Origin of the sequence: Halobacillus sp. B23F22_5, assembly GCF_043497085.1 — a bacterium.
Taxonomy (GTDB): Bacteria; Bacillota; Bacilli; order Bacillales; family Halobacillaceae; genus Thalassobacillus.
Map to the genome: position 1 here is coordinate 236,256 of NZ_JBIEKI010000002.1, position 16,398 is coordinate 252,653.

At 44.6% G+C, this 16,398-nt stretch carries 16 protein-coding genes; 11 read left to right on the plus strand and 5 right to left on the minus strand.

Annotation, left to right across the window (positions count from 1 at the left end; all coding sequences use genetic code 11):
* Window positions 1–2: 2 nt before the first annotated feature.
* Genes ACGTN9_RS04520 through ACGTN9_RS04530 form a run of 3 tightly spaced genes read left to right on the plus strand, consistent with a single transcriptional unit; the run spans window position 3 to window position 3,347 of the window.
* A complete protein-coding gene (locus ACGTN9_RS04520; protein ID WP_499590950.1) occupies window positions 3–902 on the plus strand; it encodes an ABC transporter ATP-binding protein in 900 nt (299 codons plus the stop codon).
* The gene (locus ACGTN9_RS04525) at window positions 880–2,799 is read left to right on the plus strand and encodes a DUF6449 domain-containing protein (protein ID WP_499590952.1); all 1,920 of its coding nucleotides are present in this window, start codon (window positions 880–882) and stop codon (window positions 2,797–2,799) included. The genes ACGTN9_RS04520 and ACGTN9_RS04525 overlap by 23 nt, the downstream gene beginning before the upstream one ends.
* A gap of 20 nt (window positions 2,800–2,819) precedes the next feature.
* Window positions 2,820–3,347: an RNA polymerase sigma factor gene (locus ACGTN9_RS04530; RefSeq protein ID WP_499590954.1), complete on the plus strand. Its 528-nt coding sequence runs from the start codon at window positions 2,820–2,822 to the stop codon at window positions 3,345–3,347.
* Between the two features lie 69 nt (window positions 3,348–3,416).
* Here ACGTN9_RS04530 and ACGTN9_RS04535 read toward each other — a convergent pair whose 3' ends face one another.
* The 4 genes from ACGTN9_RS04535 to ACGTN9_RS04550 all read right to left on the minus strand — a co-directional run bounded on the left by ACGTN9_RS04535 (window position 3,417) and on the right by ACGTN9_RS04550 (window position 7,598).
* Window positions 3,417–4,787, minus strand: a complete 1,371-nt coding sequence (locus ACGTN9_RS04535; protein ID WP_499590956.1) for an aldehyde dehydrogenase — start codon at window positions 4,785–4,787, stop codon at window positions 3,417–3,419.
* Window positions 4,788–4,800: 13 nt separating this feature from the next.
* The gene (gene rnz / locus ACGTN9_RS04540) at window positions 4,801–5,727 is read right to left on the minus strand and encodes a ribonuclease Z (RefSeq protein ID WP_499590958.1); all 927 of its coding nucleotides are present in this window, start codon (window positions 5,725–5,727) and stop codon (window positions 4,801–4,803) included.
* A gap of 99 nt (window positions 5,728–5,826) precedes the next feature.
* Complete coding sequence (gene namA / locus ACGTN9_RS04545; protein ID WP_499590960.1) at window positions 5,827–6,846, minus strand: NADPH dehydrogenase NamA; 1,020 nt, start codon at window positions 6,844–6,846, stop codon at window positions 5,827–5,829.
* Between the two features lie 29 nt (window positions 6,847–6,875).
* Window positions 6,876–7,598, minus strand: coding sequence for a glycerophosphodiester phosphodiesterase (locus tag ACGTN9_RS04550; RefSeq protein ID WP_499591293.1), 723 nt, complete (start codon window positions 7,596–7,598; stop codon window positions 6,876–6,878).
* Window positions 7,599–7,688: 90 nt separating this feature from the next.
* Here ACGTN9_RS04550 and ACGTN9_RS04555 point away from each other — a divergent pair, with 90 nt between their 5' ends.
* The 6 genes from ACGTN9_RS04555 to ACGTN9_RS04580 all read left to right on the plus strand — a co-directional run bounded on the left by ACGTN9_RS04555 (window position 7,689) and on the right by ACGTN9_RS04580 (window position 13,530).
* Window positions 7,689–9,308, plus strand: a complete 1,620-nt coding sequence (locus ACGTN9_RS04555; protein WP_499590962.1) for a M20/M25/M40 family metallo-hydrolase — start codon at window positions 7,689–7,691, stop codon at window positions 9,306–9,308.
* A gap of 357 nt (window positions 9,309–9,665) precedes the next feature.
* Window positions 9,666–10,640 (plus strand): MBL fold metallo-hydrolase, encoded by a 975-nt coding sequence (locus ACGTN9_RS04560; RefSeq protein ID WP_499590964.1) that lies wholly within the window; start codon window positions 9,666–9,668, stop codon window positions 10,638–10,640.
* Window positions 10,637–11,431 (plus strand): SDR family NAD(P)-dependent oxidoreductase, encoded by a 795-nt coding sequence (locus tag ACGTN9_RS04565; protein ID WP_499590966.1) that lies wholly within the window; start codon window positions 10,637–10,639, stop codon window positions 11,429–11,431. Before ACGTN9_RS04560 ends, ACGTN9_RS04565 begins: the two co-directional genes overlap by 4 nt.
* A gap of 134 nt (window positions 11,432–11,565) precedes the next feature.
* A complete protein-coding gene (locus ACGTN9_RS04570) occupies window positions 11,566–12,840 on the plus strand; it encodes a Y-family DNA polymerase (RefSeq protein ID WP_499590968.1) in 1,275 nt (424 codons plus the stop codon).
* Between the two features lie 136 nt (window positions 12,841–12,976).
* Window positions 12,977–13,309, plus strand: coding sequence for an iron-sulfur cluster biosynthesis family protein (locus ACGTN9_RS04575; protein WP_499590970.1), 333 nt, complete (start codon window positions 12,977–12,979; stop codon window positions 13,307–13,309).
* A complete protein-coding gene (locus ACGTN9_RS04580; protein ID WP_499590972.1) occupies window positions 13,306–13,530 on the plus strand; it encodes a DUF3886 domain-containing protein in 225 nt (74 codons plus the stop codon). Before ACGTN9_RS04575 ends, ACGTN9_RS04580 begins: the two co-directional genes overlap by 4 nt.
* A gap of 78 nt (window positions 13,531–13,608) precedes the next feature.
* Here ACGTN9_RS04580 and ACGTN9_RS04585 read toward each other — a convergent pair whose 3' ends face one another.
* Window positions 13,609–14,529 (minus strand): aldo/keto reductase, encoded by a 921-nt coding sequence (locus tag ACGTN9_RS04585; protein WP_499590974.1) that lies wholly within the window; start codon window positions 14,527–14,529, stop codon window positions 13,609–13,611.
* Between the two features lie 98 nt (window positions 14,530–14,627).
* Between ACGTN9_RS04585 and ACGTN9_RS04590 the strand changes: the two genes are divergently transcribed.
* Both ACGTN9_RS04590 and ACGTN9_RS04595 read left to right on the plus strand, forming a co-directional pair.
* Window positions 14,628–15,170, plus strand: coding sequence for an NUDIX hydrolase (locus ACGTN9_RS04590; protein WP_499590976.1), 543 nt, complete (start codon window positions 14,628–14,630; stop codon window positions 15,168–15,170).
* A gap of 1 nt (window position 15,171) precedes the next feature.
* Window positions 15,172–16,347 carry an endonuclease Q family protein gene (locus tag ACGTN9_RS04595; RefSeq protein ID WP_499590978.1) on the plus strand — a complete coding sequence of 392 codons (1,176 nt, stop codon included), beginning with the start codon at window positions 15,172–15,174 and terminating at the stop codon, window positions 16,345–16,347.
* Window positions 16,348–16,398 lie beyond the last annotated feature (51 nt).

The window sequence follows — 16,398 nt, forward strand, 5'->3', positions numbered from 1 at the left end:
CGATGATAAAACTTCAGGAAGTAAATAAGACTTTCCATAAGCAACAAGTGCTTCATGATATAACATTTCAAATCAAGGACGGTTCGATCTACGGCCTTTTAGGTTCTAACGGAGCAGGGAAGACCACTTTGCTGAAAATCATTGTCGGCATTTTAAAGCAGGAGAAGGGGAGTGTACAAATCGAAGGACAGAAGGTGTTCGAAAACACCGACGTGAAAAAGCGGATGATTTTCATTCCTGACAGCCTTTATTTTTTTCCGCATTATACCATTGAGCAAATGGCAAATTTCTATCAGAATATCTATCCTTCCTGGAATCAGGAACGATTTGTGCAGCTCAAGGAGATGTTCGGACTTAATATTAAAAAAAAGGTCAGTCAATTTTCGAAAGGGATGCGCAGGCAGGTAGCATTTTGGCTCGCTTTATCCGCCATGCCGGATATCCTCGTGCTGGATGAGCCATTCGATGGGTTGGACCCGGTAGTGAGAAGGAAAGTGAAAAATCTGCTGATTCAGGATGTTGCTGATCGGAAAATGACCGTAATAATTTCTTCTCATAACCTGAGAGAGGTAGAGGATATTTGTGATTATGTCGGTATATTGCATGAGGGCTCCATCTTACTGGAAAAGGATCTGGATGAACTGAAAGCGGATATTCATAAAGTTCAGGTCGCTTTCAGGAATCATGTTCCTGCAGCATTGAAGAACGAGTTGTCCATTCTTCATGAAGAAAAGCGTGGAAGTGTACGTCTGTGGATTGTCAGAGGAGCGGAAACAGAAGTTTCAAAGATAATTGAATCTTACCAGCCTATCGTCTATGATTTGCTACCGCTTACATTAGAAGAAATTTTTGTCTATGAAATGGGAGGTGCCGGTTATAATGTGGAAAACATCCTCGTTTAAGAAGGAAGTGACAAAACAGAACTTCAGGAGCGTTGGCTGGATAGGAATCATTTACTTGATCGGATTGCTATTTGCCATGCCGCTACGAATAATGACGGAGTTGTCCAGTGACCGTCCGTTTCAATTCTTTCATGAAAACGGATTATTCCAGATCAATTTTGAGCTACAGCAGGTGATGATAATCGTTATTCCTGTTTTACTTGGGATTTTTCTGTTCCGCTACCTGCAAGTGAAAGAAACGTCAGATTTTGTACATAGTCTGCCGCTCAAGCGTACGGAACTCTATCATAATAACGTTTGGAATGGGATTGTCATTCTGGTGGCGCCGATTATCATCAATGCGGCGGTGATGACTATTCTCTATATTAGTTTTGATTTATCTTATGTATACAGCTTGGAGGACATCTGGTACTGGCTTGGCGGGACACTCAGCGTTACGCTGCTATTATTTTTTGCTGCGGTTTTTGTCGGAATGGTCACGGGTCTGACTGCACTCCATGGTGTTCTGACCTATATCATGCTGCTATTCCCGGCTGGAATCACTGTACTACTTTACTTTGCTATGAACCAGTTTTTATATGGATTTTCTGAAAACTACTATATGGATCAGAATCTGCATCAGCTCTCTCCTCTCGTCGATTCTTTGAATTTGTATAACGCCTCATTGCCGGCCTCCCGCATGTACGTCTACCTGGCTATTGTGGCTGCGTTTTATGGATTGGCATGGAAAATCTATCAGCATCGGAATCTGGAGATGGCGGGGCAGGCAATCGTATATGGAGTGCTCAGGCCTATCTTTAAATATGGGCTTACGCTTTGTATGATGCTTGTCGGCGGTTTGTATTTCCATAACCATGATACTGCATGGATGATTTTTGGGTATATGGTCGGAGCGATGATCGGTTATGCGATTGCGGAAATGGTTCTGCAAAAGACATGGCGGGTGTTTGGCGCCTGGAAAGGGTTCATCGGCTATGTAGCTGCTGCAGGACTTGTCTTTTTACTGTTGCAGTTCGATCTTACCGGGTTTGAACAGCGGGTTCCTGCTGCGGCCAGTGTTGAGCGTGTCTTTATAGGGGAAGGGTCGTATAGCTATCAGAATAATCACCCCTATAATGAGTCCGGTTATTTGAATGAAAACGAAAATATCCAGGCTGTAACGAAACTGCACAAGCAAATCATTTCATCCGGTTCAGAGGAGTATCAAATCGGAAGAAGAAATCTCTTTCTTGCTTATGAGATGAAAAACGGTGAGACAATGGTAAGAGAATACATGATTCCTGAACAGGACTACCGGGCTTACTTAGATCCGATCTATGAATCTCTTGAATATAAAGCATTGAAGTATCCTGTTATGAAAGTGGAACCGGAAAATATCGACCGGATCCGGTTTTTTACCGAAACGGGCAAATCGGATGAACTGGTCATCGCTGAACCGGATGAAATTAAAACATTAATGTCCCGTTTAAAACAAGATTTGCAGGCGGAAACCTATGAAGACATGATCCCTTCCTTGGGAGATCGCGGAGATATCAGCTTTATGCTGGAAAGCGGGATGGAGATATATATCCCAATGAAACGCTCCTACGATCAGCTGAATGAATGGCTGAAACAAAAAGGGCTGTATGAAGAAGCAGTATTGACAGACCAAGATGTCTCCAAGGCAGTGATTGTTCATCAGAATGAACCGGGTGGTCCGATTTTCAACGAATTCAAATCAGCTGCTGCCTCCAATGAACATGTCTGGACTGTGAAAGACAACAAAAAAATCAAATTGCTGTTAAACAGCAAGGAACACCAGGGACAGGGCGGGTATTATGTCGGTATATACCCTAAAGGTGGAGAGCCGATGATCTATCGGATATCGGAAGATTTAGTAGCGAGGGTGGTCAATTAAGTTAGAAAGAAGGGATTTCTGTGGAAGGGCTGGCATATGAAGAAATTTATACAATCAATTATCCGAAAGTTTATGGTGCGGCATTACGTGTAGTCAAGAACCCCTATCTTGCAGAAGAAGCTGCTCAGGAGGCTTTCATAAAAGCATACAACAACAGAGAAAAGCTTCAGGATATCAATAAGTTGGCAGCCTGGCTTGGCCAGATTGCCACAAGGACAGCGATAGATATATGGAGAAAAGAAAGAAAAAAGCTGATGGTCCCACTTGATGACTTGATTGAAGGCAGTCATCAAGCTGCCATCGGCTGTGATGGAGTGGATAAAGAAGTGGAACAATTAATCAGTCACCATCAACTGATGGAAGAACTTAAACACCTTGCTCCGAAGCTGCATGCAGTATTTATGATGAAATACTTTCACGGAATGAAAGAAGTTGACATAGCCGAGCACCTGGAAATTTCCATTTCTGCTGTAAAATCAAGAGCATATCGAGCCAGAATGTCCTTAAAGAAGAGACTGAGTCAAAAGGGCAGCCCGTTGTCGACTTGATAATATACAAAAGAGTAAAAGACCATCTGATCCAGGGTTACGATCAGACGGTCTTTTCTTTTGTTCGTCTTACTTCAATAACTTTTTGATGATTTTCAACCCTGCTTTCGAGCCTGGATAGCGGAAGCTGTAGTCAAATTTGGTCGTTTGCCTGGTGATGCTCTTTTGGTGGGTAAATGTATTAAAGCTTGCTTTCCCGTGATAGGCACCCATGCCGCTGCTCCCGACCCCGCCGAATGGAAGGTAGGGGTTTGCGATATGATAGAGTGTATCATTGATGCATCCGCCCCCGAAAGAAAGGGTTTCGGTCACATATTTCTGATCCTTTTCTTTTTTACCGAAATAGTAGAGTGCCAGCGGCTTTTCGTGATCTTGCAGGATCTCCACAGCATCGGATAGATTTTCGTAAGTAAGCACAGGAAGGATTGGTCCGAAAATTTCTTCTCCCATGACTGGGTCATCCCAACTGATATCATCCATGACAGTCGGTTCAATCATCAACCGCTCCCTGTCACTGCGTCCACCGGTGACAACCTCGCCATTATCCAAAAAGCCAGTCAAGCGATCAAAGTGGCTTCTGGATACTATACTGGTGAATTCTGTATTCTCAAACGGATCCTTTCCATACATAGACTGGATATGTTTTTTGATTTTCACGAACAGCTTGTCTTTTACATCTTCGTGGACAAATAAGTAATCAGGTGCTATGCAGGTCTGTCCTGCATTGGTGAATTTGCCCCATACAATCCGCTTTGCTGCCAGGTCGAGTTTTGCGTCTTTATGGACAATAGCGGGGCTTTTCCCGCCAAGTTCCAGGGTTACAGGAGTGAGGTGTTTGCTCGCTTTTTCCATGACGATTTTTCCGACCGGTATGCTGCCTGTGAAAAAGATATAATCAAAACGCTGGTCCAATAATTCCTGGCTGGTTTCTTTTCCGCCTTCTATCACGGTAAGTAAACCGGGTTCGAAGGTTTCTGCAATCATTTCCTCCAACAGGGCAGAGACGTTCGGGGTCAACTCGGATGGTTTCAGAATCACCGTATTACCAGCTGCGATTGCACCGATGATCGGAGCAATCGCAAGGTTGATCGGATAGTTCCACGGGGCGATGACAAGTACATTACCATATGGTTCTTTTATGATATAGTTCTTAGATCCCTTGTGTGTTAGGGGAGTTTTCACATAGATTGGTTCCATCCATTCTTCCAGATTCTTTATATGATCATCAAGCTCACTATAAAGGAATCCTACTTCAGTCGCAAAAGCTTCATATTCCGATTTGTTCAGGTCGGTATAGACTGCTTCAAGTATTGCAGGCTCCCATTCTTTCAACATTTTTTTCAGTTTCTTCAATTGATCCAAACGGAACTCGTAGGGTTTCGTATGACCTTGCCGGAAAAATCCTTTTTGGTCTGCTAACGATTTTTGAATGATTGACATGGATCATACCTCCTTACTTATTAGCTGGCACGGGGTGTTCATAAAAGTCATGGGCAATGACGGTGTTGGGAAAAATCTCTCGAGCTTCCCGCAACAATTCCTCCGCCTCCTCACCTTGATATCTGGAGGAAATGTGACTGAGGATCAATTGCTTTGCATCAGCGAGTTTGGCAAGTTGTGCTGCCTGGCGATTGGTCGAATGGAAGTAGTCATATGCCAATTGCTCATCTGCTCCAGCAAAAGTAGCCTCATGAACCAGGATGTCAGCATGCTTCAAATCGTCTGCCAAACTTTCGAGGTAACGGGTATCACCAAGAATGGCTATTTTGCGTCCACGCTTGGAAGGCCCGATGAAGTCTACACGTTGTATGACTCGACCATCAGAAAGTTCTGTCGCTTCATTTTGTTTGATCCTTTGGTAGATAGGGCCAGGGGAAACGCCGGCTTCCTTTAGTCTTTCAGGAAGTAGTTCTCCAGGCTGGTCTTTTTCCTGAATAATATAACCGAAGCTTTCCAGCCCGTGCTCAAGTCGAATGCTTTTTACTTGCAGTCCATCATCCTCGTAAATAACGCCTTCAGTCACTTCAATAATTTCCAGCGGGTAGGGGAGTCTGGTACCGCTGACACGCAGTGCTGTTTCCACGTATTCTTTCAGCCCTTTTGGCCCGTATATGGTACAAGGTGTTTCTCCCCCTTGAAATGAGCGGCTGCTCAATAATCCAGGCAGGCCGTAAATGTGATCGCCGTGGAGGTGGGTGATGAATATTTTTTCAATCCTGCGTGGACGAATGTTCGTGCGTAATATTTGATGCTGTGTCGATTCTCCGCAGTCGAACAACCAGGTACTCTGTCGTTCTTGAAGCATCTGTAAGGCTAACGCGGAGACATTCCGTTCTTTTGAAGGGACCCCTGAGCCGGTCCCGAGAAAAAATAATTCCATAATCCTTCCTCCTATATCGCTATCTTACCATTGGTAAAGACTGGTGACACGTAAAAAGAAAGACCCGTGCCTGAAGGGACGGATCTTTACCTGATAGAGTTACTTCCATGCTCGGGCATATTGCCGCGGGCCTTCAAGAGAGAAGCCCAACTCCTCAGCTGCCTGTTTTGGCCAGTACGGGTTGCGTAAGAGTGCACGACCGATAAAAACCAAATCAGCACGTTCATTTTGTAAAAGTTCTTCCGCCTGGAGGCCGTGCGTAATCAAGCCTACAGCTCCGGTGGCGATGCCTGTCTCGCGCTTGAGTGTTTCTGCATAAGTTAGCTGATAGCCTGGAAAAGGATTGATCGAAGCAGGCACAACTCCTCCTGAACTGACATCAATCAAATCGACTCCCTGCTCTTTCATCTCTCCAGTATAATAGAGAAAATCTTGCATCGTATTGCCGCCTTCCTGGTATTCATCAGCTGAAATCCTGACAAATAAGGGGCCATCCCATACTTCCTGGACAGCTGCTATCACTTCACTTAAGAAGCGGTAGCGATTCTCTCTTTTCCCACCATAATTGTCGTTCCGTTTGTTGGTGAGAGGGGATAAGAACTGGTTGATTAAGTATCCATGGGCTCCATGAAGTTCAATGACATCAAAATCAGCTTCTTTTGCTCTTCTGGCAGCTTCCTTGAATGCCATGATCACCTGGTGAATATCATCCGTGCTCATTTCAAGGGGAGTTTGTAATTGTTCGTTGAACCGGAGTGGACTAGGGGCATAAATATCATTATTCAGATTCGCTTTTCTGCCTGCATGGGCAAGCTGTGTGGCAGAAGCGGCACCATGGCGGTGTATGCCTTCATTGATAATCTTTAATCCTTCAATATGATCGTCGCTCCAAATTCCAAGGTCTTCATGGGAAATCCGTCCTTCCGGGACGACGGCAGTGGCTTCGGTCATGACCAGGCCTACTTGGCCGGCGGCACGACTTTCATAATGAGCAAATTGAAAAGCATTCGCCTTTCCATCCTGGGTGGTGGATGAATACATGCACATCGGGGACATGACAACCCGGTTTTTCAGGGTGAGATTTTTAATGGTATAAGCGGTAAATAATTTCGGTTTCATCCTATATCTCCTCCGTGACAGTAAATAGGTTATTCGTATAATTTGCGATATTCCATAGCCAGGTGGGGAACGTCAGTGAAAATCCCATCACATTTTAATTTGAAGCACTTTTTCATCTGCAATGGCCGATTGACCGTATATATGCGGAGCGCCAGGTTATGCTGGCGACAAGCATTTGCCAGATTGCTATTTAACAATCTGTATTTGGTATGAAAGCCTGTAACTCCAATTTTTTTTAAATGGTTTGGCAGGTCTGGTACCCTTTTTGAGCTTAAAAAGGCGGTAGAAACGTTCGGATCGATTTTCTTCATTCGTTTCATGCTGGCAGCGTTGAAAGAGGAAATAACTGTTCTCTCAAGTACCTGGAATTTCTGGAGATGATCATAAACAATTTGCTCGAGCTGCTTATAGTCAATGACATTGTTTTTTAGTTCAATATTCAAGAAAATGGATTTATCATGAGCCCACTCTAAAAATTCTTCTAATGTTACAATGGAAGTATCTGAAAATTTAGTAGAAAACCAGGCTCCGGCATCCAGCCTTTTTATTTCTTTGTATGTATAATCCTGAACAAATCCGGTACCATTAGTGGTCCGGCGGACGTTCTCATCATGGATCAGGATAGGGATGCCATCTTTGGTGAGCTGGACATCCGTTTCAATGCCATCCGCACCGGCATGATAAGCCAGCTCGAATGCTGGCATAGTGTTTTCAGGTGCGAGTTTGCTTGCACCTCGGTGGGCGAAAATCATTGTTCCCAATTGTGTCACCTCTCGATATTTACTCTTTTTGATTGTGTGACATTTAATAAGAAAAGTCAATTTACAAGGAGTGGGTCTTCGATGGAAGCGCAGTGGAAAACGAAAGGACAGTTGACTGATCTTTTATGTTCATTAGTCAATTATCAAAGTATTACTGGAAGTAACGATGAAATAGCCATTATTGAATACTTACAGCACCTGCTGGGGTCGAAAGCTTATTTCAAACAGAATCCGGATCATCTTGACGTACACCCTTTGAAAGATGGCCGCCAGCTATTGACGGCTTTAGTTAAAAATGGTGAAGCGAAAGATACCATTGTGCTTTTATCTCATGTGGATGTGGTAGGGATTGATGATTATGGATCATTTCAAAACTTAGCTTTTCATCCCAAAGAACTGACGAAGGAATTGATGAATCATTTGGAAGAATTACCTGCGGAAGCTGCTGAGGATCTCCAGTCCGGCAACTGGCTGTTTGGGCGGGGTACCATGGATATGAAGGCAGGTCTCACGGTTCATCTTTCCCTATTAGAACAAGCAATGAATGGGACATTCGATGGGAATCTTCTCATACTGGCAGTGCCTGATGAAGAAGTCAATTCACTCGGTATGCTGACCGCTCTGCCTGCTTTAGATGAACTTAAGAATAGACATGAGCTGAATTATAAAGCGACGATGAACGGAGAGCCGATGTTCCGCAAATACCCTGGAGATCCGGCTTACTACCTCTACACCGGTTCGATTGGTAAAGTGCTGCCCGGGTTCCTTTGTTATGGAAAAGAAACGCATGTCGGAGAACCGTTTGCTGGCTTGAATGCCAACTTGATGATCAGTTATCTGGCACAGGAACTGGAATTGAGTGAGGATTTTATTGAAACGGTGGGAGAAGAAACGACCCCGCCGCCAATCAGTCTGATGCAGCGGGATTTGAAAGAGGAATACTCTGTACAGACCCCCCAGGCCGCAGTCGCTATGTACAACGTACTATACATGGAACAGACGATAGCAGAGATCAATGAGAAGCTTTTAGCTGCAGCGGGCAGGGCAAAAAACAAAATCCTCCAGCATTACAATAGTAAAGCAGAACACTATATTGCAGAAAATGAGCGGTCGTTTCTTGATATGGACGTGACAGTACTTTCTTATGAACAGTTATACCAGGAGGCGGAAAAGCGTTACGGAAAAGGCGAGGTGGAAAGACGACAGAACTTGTTGACCTCACAAAGGGATCAGGGAGACAGGGACTTTTCCACTTTGCTGGTACAGGACCTTGCCTCCCTGTGTAAAGACATCGGGCCTATGATTGTGCTGTTTTACAGTCCTCCATTTTATCCATCGGTGTCATCAAAAAAAGACCCGCTCATTGAAAAAACAGTAGAAGACTGTCAAGACTATGCAAAGAACACTTATGGCGTCGACCTTAAAAATGTCGAGTACTTTGCCGGCCTGTCCGATTTAAGTTTTATTGGACCAGTTTCTGCTGAGTCTCCCCTTGACGATCTTTTGGATTTGATGCCGATTCAAGGGCGTGGTTTCGAGCTTCCGGAAAACGTGATGCAAACGCTCAATATGCCTGTTATTAATGTCGGTCCTTTAGGGAAAGACCCTCACCAATGGACAGAACGTCTGGAACTCGATTATTCATTCGAGTATTTACCTGATCTGTTGCACTATACATTGAATAAGCTGTTCAATAATTGAACGCCTGGCTGATCCGAAATGCTCCATAACAATGTTTCCGTTTCTCTCATAAATGCAAGGAGGTCCGGGAAATTGCGAGACTCCTATGGGAGAATAGTACATGGTGAGATCCCGCAGGGCTGTAGCCCGAGGAAGCTCACCGTACACCCATGGAAAGCGAGTGATTTCCCGGACCTCCAGAGGCTTTCAACCTTAACGGAAACAGTTTCACTCGAAACTGAGTCTTCAAGTAAAGGGAGTTTAACTGTAAAATCCATAATGAGATTTAACAGATGTAAAAAGATGAGAGAATGGAAAAATCATGCTACAATGGAATAATCAAATGAATGACTATTCAGTTAAGAGAGAGGAATACGAATGAATATTGTGAAACAGAAAATCCATCAAATCACGGTACCTACTCCCTACGCGGTAGGAGATGTACATGTTTATATCATAAAAGGTGACCAGCTATCTATCATTGATGCTGGTGTTAAAACTGATGAGGCCTGGGAAGCTTTTGTTTTCCAATTGAAACAGCTAGGATATGGACCCGAGGATATCGAGCAGGTGATTTTGACACATCATCATCCGGATCATATCGGTTTCATTGAATACTTACCCCGTCTTAATGAAGTGACCGCCCATCCTCAAGTAGACACGTGGCTCAAAAGAGATCCGGGCTTTTTGCAAAATTATCAAAGCTTTTTTTATTCTTTATACCAACAGGCTGGTGTGCCTGAGCGCTACCTTAGTTTTTTAAAGGAGTTGCGCAATCCTCTTGGCGATGTAGCAAAAGGAAATCTGACCAGCACTATCCTGGAAGGAGATGTGCTGCCAGGTCATGAAGAGTGGCGTGTAATTGCCACACCAGGTCATGCCCAAAGTCACTTATCCTTTTATCGAGAACAAGATGGAGCTTTACTGGGGGGCGATCACTTGCTAGAGCATATTTCTCCAAACCCTTTGCTTGAGCCGCCCCATAATAATGGTAAAGAAAGACCTAAGCCAATGCTGCAATATCGTAACTCTTTGAAGAAATTACTCCATTACGAAATTACCCATGTCTACCCTGGCCATGGGAAAATATTCAACCATGTACATGACCTGATTGACAGAAGGTTGGAAAGCCAGGAGAAGAGAGCGGCTAAAGTTCAGGAGATTATCGGGGGAGACGAAATGACAACTTTCGAAATTTGTTCCCGTTTGTTCCCCAAGCAATTTGAGAAGCAGTTTGGTCTCACCATGTCTGAAACAATCGGACAGCTTGATTATCTAACAGACATAAATGCCGTAGGAACAAGGGTCGATAGTGGAGTGACTTTCTACAAAAACATGGAGGCCACGTTATGAATCCGTTAGTGAAGAATAAAAAAGTGCTGGTCACCGGGGCTTCTGGAGGAATTGGCCAGTTCATAGCTATTCATGTTGCTATGAATGGAGGGACACCTATATTAATTGCCCGGTCTTCCGATAAGTTGAAGGTAATTGCCAGCATACTGGAAGAAAAGTTCCATGTTTCTTGTTACTGGTACCAGGCTGACCTGAGCAAAGAAGAGGAATGGAAGGCTGTCAGTGACCGTATTATCAATGAGCATAACCGAATCGATGCTTTGGTCAACAATGCAGGGTTGGGGGTCTTCGATTATTTCGCTGATTCGAAATGGGAGGACATCGACCGGATGATCCAGGTGAATTTTACTGCTTTGCTTCGAGCGACTTATCAAGTAGTGCCGCATATGATAGCGCATGGTAATGGTCATATCGTGAACATCGCTTCCCAGTCTGGAAAGATGGCAACGCCTAAATCAGCCGTATATGCTGCAACAAAACATGCTGTGCTTGGCTTTACGAATGCATTGCGTATGGAGGTGGCACATCATGGCGTCCGTGTCACCGGTGTCAATCTTGGCCCGGTACGCACCAACTTTTTTGCCCAGGCGGATCCATCGGGCGATTACCAGCGTGCTGTTGAACCATGGATGCTGGATGCCAATCAGGTAGCAAGCCGGATTGTAAATCAATTATTCAAGGAAAAGCGGGAGATTAACCTTCCTGCCTGGATGGAAGCAGGAAGTAAATTGCACTACCAATTCCCAGGTCTGACGGAAAAGGTGCTGCACAAACAGTTCAATAAAAAATAGCCTGGCGCCTTGATCGCCAGGCTTTTCTGTATGCGGATAGCATTCCTCCAATGTTTTTACATTAATTCCCTCTTGCATATACGAACGTATATTCGCATAATATAAAGTAAGATAAACTAAGGGGTGTGACGGAAATGGGTAATCCAGCAATCGATTACAAATTATTTCCGGAACGTCGAGTGCTTTGTGTCGACATGAAAAGTTTTTATGCCAGCTGTGCAGCTATTTTACGCGGTCTTGACCCGATGACCTGCCACCTGGCAGTGGTGGCGGATACAAACCGCAGAGGAAGTGTAGTATTAGCCGCATCTCCCGCCATGAAGAAGGATTACGGCATCCGGACAGGGAGCCGGTTGTTTGAAATACCCAATGATCCGGATATTGTTATTGTATCGGCACAGATGAGTACTTACTTAGAGATTTCCACTGAGGTAACGCGGCTGTTTCATAAATACGTACCGAAAGAGGCAATCCATACCTATAGCGTTGATGAAAGCTTCCTGGAGGTTGATGGAAGCGAGCGGATGTTCGGAGAAGCAGAGGAAATAGCCTCGATGATTTTGACGGAACTGGAAGACACCTTCCATCTCAAAGCGGCAATCGGAATTGGCCCAAATATGCTGATGGCAAAGCTCTGTCTTGATTTAGAAGCGAAGAAAAAAGGCATCGCCGAATGGACGTATGACGACGTACCGGAAAAGCTGTGGCCGGTTTCTCCACTTAGGGAAATGTGGGGGATTGGTCCACGGCTGGAACGACGATTGAACCGGATGGGGATCACCACGGTTGGCCAGCTCGCACATTATCCATTGGAACGGTTGGAAAAAGTGTTCGGCGTAATGGGCAATCAACTGTTCTACCATGCACATGGGGTTGATCTATCCGAGCTTGGGGCTCCAATCATCCAGGGGCAGATCAGCTATGGGAAGAGTCAGATTCTTCTTCGCGATTATCATGATCCCGCTCACGTGAAACATGTTATGTTGGAAATGTGTGAAGAAGTAGCCAGGCGGGCGCGGAGCAATGATAAAGCAGGGAGGACCATCAGCCTCGGAATAGGCTATAGTAAAACCGAAGGAGGTGGAGGCTTCCACCGTTCACGCAGTCTGGATCAGCCGACCAACATTACGATGGATATTTATTATACCTGCCTCCAGTTATTCAAGGAATTTTATGAGGAAAAGACAGTACGGAGTATTTCTATTTCTTTATCGAATATCTCGGAGGATGCGAGCATTCAATTAGATTTGTTCGACAGAGGACGGGATCGGAAGCGGGATTTGGGGTATGTAATGGATGCTATACGGGAGAAGTACGGCAGCGATTCGCTGCTTCGGGCGGTTTCGTATACCGAAGCAGGTACGGCCCTCCATCGCAGCAAGCTTGTCGGTGGACATTTTGCAGAGTGAGATACCAGCTATTGACAGCTTGAGATCCGTGCCACTCCCGCGGAAACAGTGGTCTCTCAAAACCCGCGTGAATCCGATCTTCTCTTTTGCCTGTGAATCAAAATTTCATTATGATAAAACTGACAGGAGGGATGGCATGGAATTTACGATGACTAGTGAAGCAAAAACGAAGTTGCAATCGTTGAATCCGGACAATAAGCGTTATTTACGATTATTTTATGATACAGAAGGCTGTGGCTGTGGAGTCAATGGAGTACCAACACTCCGTTGGACGGAAGAACGGACCGAGTGGGACCAACAGGTGAAAAGTGACGAATTCGATGTGATCGTCCATAAGCAGCAGGCTGTTTTCTTCGCCGAGCAGTTGCGGCTTGCGGTAGTCAATGGGTCACTTCGTCTGAGCAGCCCTAATGAAATACTTAACCCGGTCATCCCTGGATCGGAAGTGATGAAAGGAGACAGCGTATGAGCAAAAAGCGGTCAACTGAAAAAGGCGGATTGAGTGAGCGATTGAACGTGGATATCGTCAGTCAGTTGCAGTCGAAAAAAACGAAGCTGAAACAAAAAGAAAAAGAAGATCAGGAAAAAGAACGGCAACGTAAAATAGAAGAACGGAAGAAAAGGGAAGCCAACAAAAGTTTCGAAGAACTGTTGGAAGAAAGTGAAATGGACTGGAAAAAGTTCAAATGAAAGGCTGCCTGATGTAGCGCACTCCATCAGGCAGCCTTAGTTTTTTATATTGTCTAGAAAATTATAAATTTTGTTCTATTACCGGTGTTTTTGGTAGGTGATCGGACTGGTCATGGCCTGGATTTCGCCGAAAATCTGTTCCGTCAACGGAGCGGATTCCAAAAACTCCAGGTTTTCTTCCAGTTGTTCCACAGAGCTGGCCCCGAACACGGCCGTCGCTACAGCCGGATGATGCAGGACATATTGAAGGGCTAGCGTATTTAGGGTTCGCTCTTCATTCACATAATCCTCGAGTTTTTCTGTCAGTGCCAGCATTTCTTCATAACTGTATTCCAGGAAACCGTCTTTTGCTTTTGACTCCACGACTTTTGCACCTTTATTGCTTAGCATGCCTTTCGCCAGCGGCCCCCGGGCAAGCACACTAATGTTATTGGTGTGGAGGAGGTCAAGCATCTCCTCTTCCGGACGGCGGTCGAAAGCGTTATATTGCATCATGACACTTACGATGCTGGAGCGTTCCACATATTCACGGATAACATTCGGGCGGATCGAAGAAATACCGTATTCTCTAATGAGGCCCTCCTGTTTCAAATCTTCAAACGCCTCGATGGTTTCATCCATATTATCATCAATCGTACCACCATGAAGCTGATAGAGGTCGATATAATCGGTCTGAAGCCGTTGAAGACTGTCTTTTACCCCCTTCTTGATGTGTTCCTTTGAAGGGTCCCAATGCCAGTCCTTTTTTTCTTTATCAAAATTGTTGCCGACTTTGGTGCCGAGAATGACATCCTGTCGCCGGTGCTGGATAGCCTTTCCGACGATTTTTTCATTTTCTCCAAAATCATATAGATCAGCAGTGTCCACATAATTGATGCCTGCATCAAGCGCACGGTCGATGATATCCTTCGCCTTTGTCTCATCTGTACCAAGGTTCATACACCCAAGGCTAATTTCCGATACATGCAGGTCGGAGTTTCCGAGTTGTCGTTTGTTCATTGGGAACATCCTTTCTTTATCAAAATTACCTCCGCCATCCCCTTGTCGAATGGCAATGTGTTAGAATGGCGGTAGTGTAGCAGAGAGGAGTTTTGGTCATGAAAAAATTTGAAGAAAAAACGATTGATACGGAGAAGATATTTAATGGTAAAGTAATAAAACTACAAGTCGACAGTGTTACTTTACCCGATGGCAATACATCTAAACGAGAGTTGATCAAGCATCCTGGTGCTGTAGCGATTATAGCATTGACGGATGAAAATAACATTGTTTTTGTTGAACAATATCGTAAAGCTCTGGAGAAAAGCATCCTGGAAATACCGGCAGGGAAGCTGGAAGAAGGAGAAGCGCCTGAGGTGACAGCAAAACGGGAACTGGAAGAAGAAACAGGATATACGACAGAGCATATGGAGCTGGTCACTTCTTTCTATACATCACCTGGTTTTGCAGATGAGCTGGTTTATGTATATTTTACCGACCAATTACAACGGCTGGATGACGCTGTAGCAGGGGACGAAGATGAATTTGTAGAAGTCTATGAAATCCCTTTAGAAGAAGCGGAACGGTTAATGGCTGAACAAAGTATCCACGATGCTAAGACAGCCTACGCATTGCTTTATTTGAAAAACAGGAGAGTATGACATGGCTTTACATTCCTATTATGTCGATCTGCATATCCATATAGGTCGGGATTGGAACAGGCGACCAGTTAAAATCAGTGGAGGAAAATCGCTTACACTGACAAACATTTTAAAAGAAGCAAGCAGGCGGAAAGGCATGGACATGGTTGGTGTGATTGACAGTCATGCTCCTGCCGTCCAGGATGAACTCGAGGATTTTATTGATAGAGGGTATGCAGAGGAATTGGAAGAAGGCGGAATCCGATTTGAAAATACCACCCTAATATTAGGAGCGGAAGTGGAAATCTATGATGATACTTGCCAAGGGCCTATTCATGTCTTGTGTTATTTCCCTTACTTTTCATTAATGAAAGCATTTACTGCCTGGCTGTCTGAACGAATGAAAAATGTCAACCTGAGCTCTCAACGGTATTATGGAAGCGCCCGGGAATTGCAAACCTATGTCCACAGCATGGGTGGCTGGTTCATCCCTGCTCATGTTTTCACTCCATTTAAGAGTTTATATGGTAAAGGGATCAAACGATCATTAGCTGAGGTTCTTGATCCGAAAAAAATAGATGCAGTCGAATTGGGTTTAAGCTCGGATACGTCGATGGCAGAGCAGATAGAAGAGTTATCAAGTTATACATTTGTGTCTAATTCTGACGCACACTCGTTGGGTAAGATCGGCAGGGAATATCAAAGGGTACAACTGCAGACCCCCTCTTTCCATGAGTTGGGGTTAGCATTCCGGGGGCAGGAAGGCAGGAGCATCGAAGCAAACTATGGCATGAATCCGATGTTAGGGAAATATCATGAAACTGTTTGTAACGGCTGTGGAGCCAAACTGGCAGTTTATGAGCTTCCTTGCCCTGCATGTAATTCAAAGAAAGTGGTCAAAGGCGTAGCGGAAAGAATCAAGGAACTTGCTTCTTCCATTGACTCATACCCAAAGCGTCCGCCATATATCTATCAGGTGCCTCTTGAATATTTACCTTCCCTCGGGCCCAAAACCTATGAGACTCTATTAAGAAGGTTTGGCACAGAAATGAACATCATCCATCATGCTGGTGAGGCTGAATTGAACGAAGTCATACCTGAAAAGCTGTCTGCCCGCATTCTTTCGTTAAGAAAAGGAGAAGTAACAATCGAAGCTGGAGGAGGCGGGAAATACGGAAAAGTCCTGAGTAATTCATAGAATCGTTGGTCTACTTTCTTTCTTCACTTCATAGAGTTGTAATAGATAGCT

Coding starts and splice junctions, on each gene's coding strand:
- ACGTN9_RS04535 (WP_499590956.1), bottom strand. CDS start 4,787: ATGTCAATCATTCAAAAATCGTTAGCAGACCAAAAAGGATTTTTCCGG.
- ACGTN9_RS04520 (WP_499590950.1), top strand. CDS start 3: ATGATAAAACTTCAGGAAGTAAATAAGACTTTCCATAAGCAACAAGTG.
- ACGTN9_RS04570 (WP_499590968.1), top strand. CDS start 11,566: ATGGGTAATCCAGCAATCGATTACAAATTATTTCCGGAACGTCGAGTG.
- rnz (WP_499590958.1), bottom strand. CDS start 5,727: ATGGAATTATTTTTTCTCGGGACCGGCTCAGGGGTCCCTTCAAAAGAA.
- ACGTN9_RS04595 (WP_499590978.1), top strand. CDS start 15,172: ATGGCTTTACATTCCTATTATGTCGATCTGCATATCCATATAGGTCGG.
- ACGTN9_RS04525 (WP_499590952.1), top strand. CDS start 880: ATGTGGAAAACATCCTCGTTTAAGAAGGAAGTGACAAAACAGAACTTC.
- ACGTN9_RS04575 (WP_499590970.1), top strand. CDS start 12,977: ATGGAATTTACGATGACTAGTGAAGCAAAAACGAAGTTGCAATCGTTG.
- ACGTN9_RS04580 (WP_499590972.1), top strand. CDS start 13,306: ATGAGCAAAAAGCGGTCAACTGAAAAAGGCGGATTGAGTGAGCGATTG.
- ACGTN9_RS04555 (WP_499590962.1), top strand. CDS start 7,689: ATGGAAGCGCAGTGGAAAACGAAAGGACAGTTGACTGATCTTTTATGT.
- namA (WP_499590960.1), bottom strand. CDS start 6,846: ATGAAACCGAAATTATTTACCGCTTATACCATTAAAAATCTCACCCTG.
- ACGTN9_RS04550 (WP_499591293.1), bottom strand. CDS start 7,598: ATGATTTTCGCCCACCGAGGTGCAAGCAAACTCGCACCTGAAAACACT.
- ACGTN9_RS04560 (WP_499590964.1), top strand. CDS start 9,666: ATGAATATTGTGAAACAGAAAATCCATCAAATCACGGTACCTACTCCC.
- ACGTN9_RS04565 (WP_499590966.1), top strand. CDS start 10,637: ATGAATCCGTTAGTGAAGAATAAAAAAGTGCTGGTCACCGGGGCTTCT.
- ACGTN9_RS04590 (WP_499590976.1), top strand. CDS start 14,628: ATGAAAAAATTTGAAGAAAAAACGATTGATACGGAGAAGATATTTAAT.
- ACGTN9_RS04585 (WP_499590974.1), bottom strand. CDS start 14,529: ATGAACAAACGACAACTCGGAAACTCCGACCTGCATGTATCGGAAATT.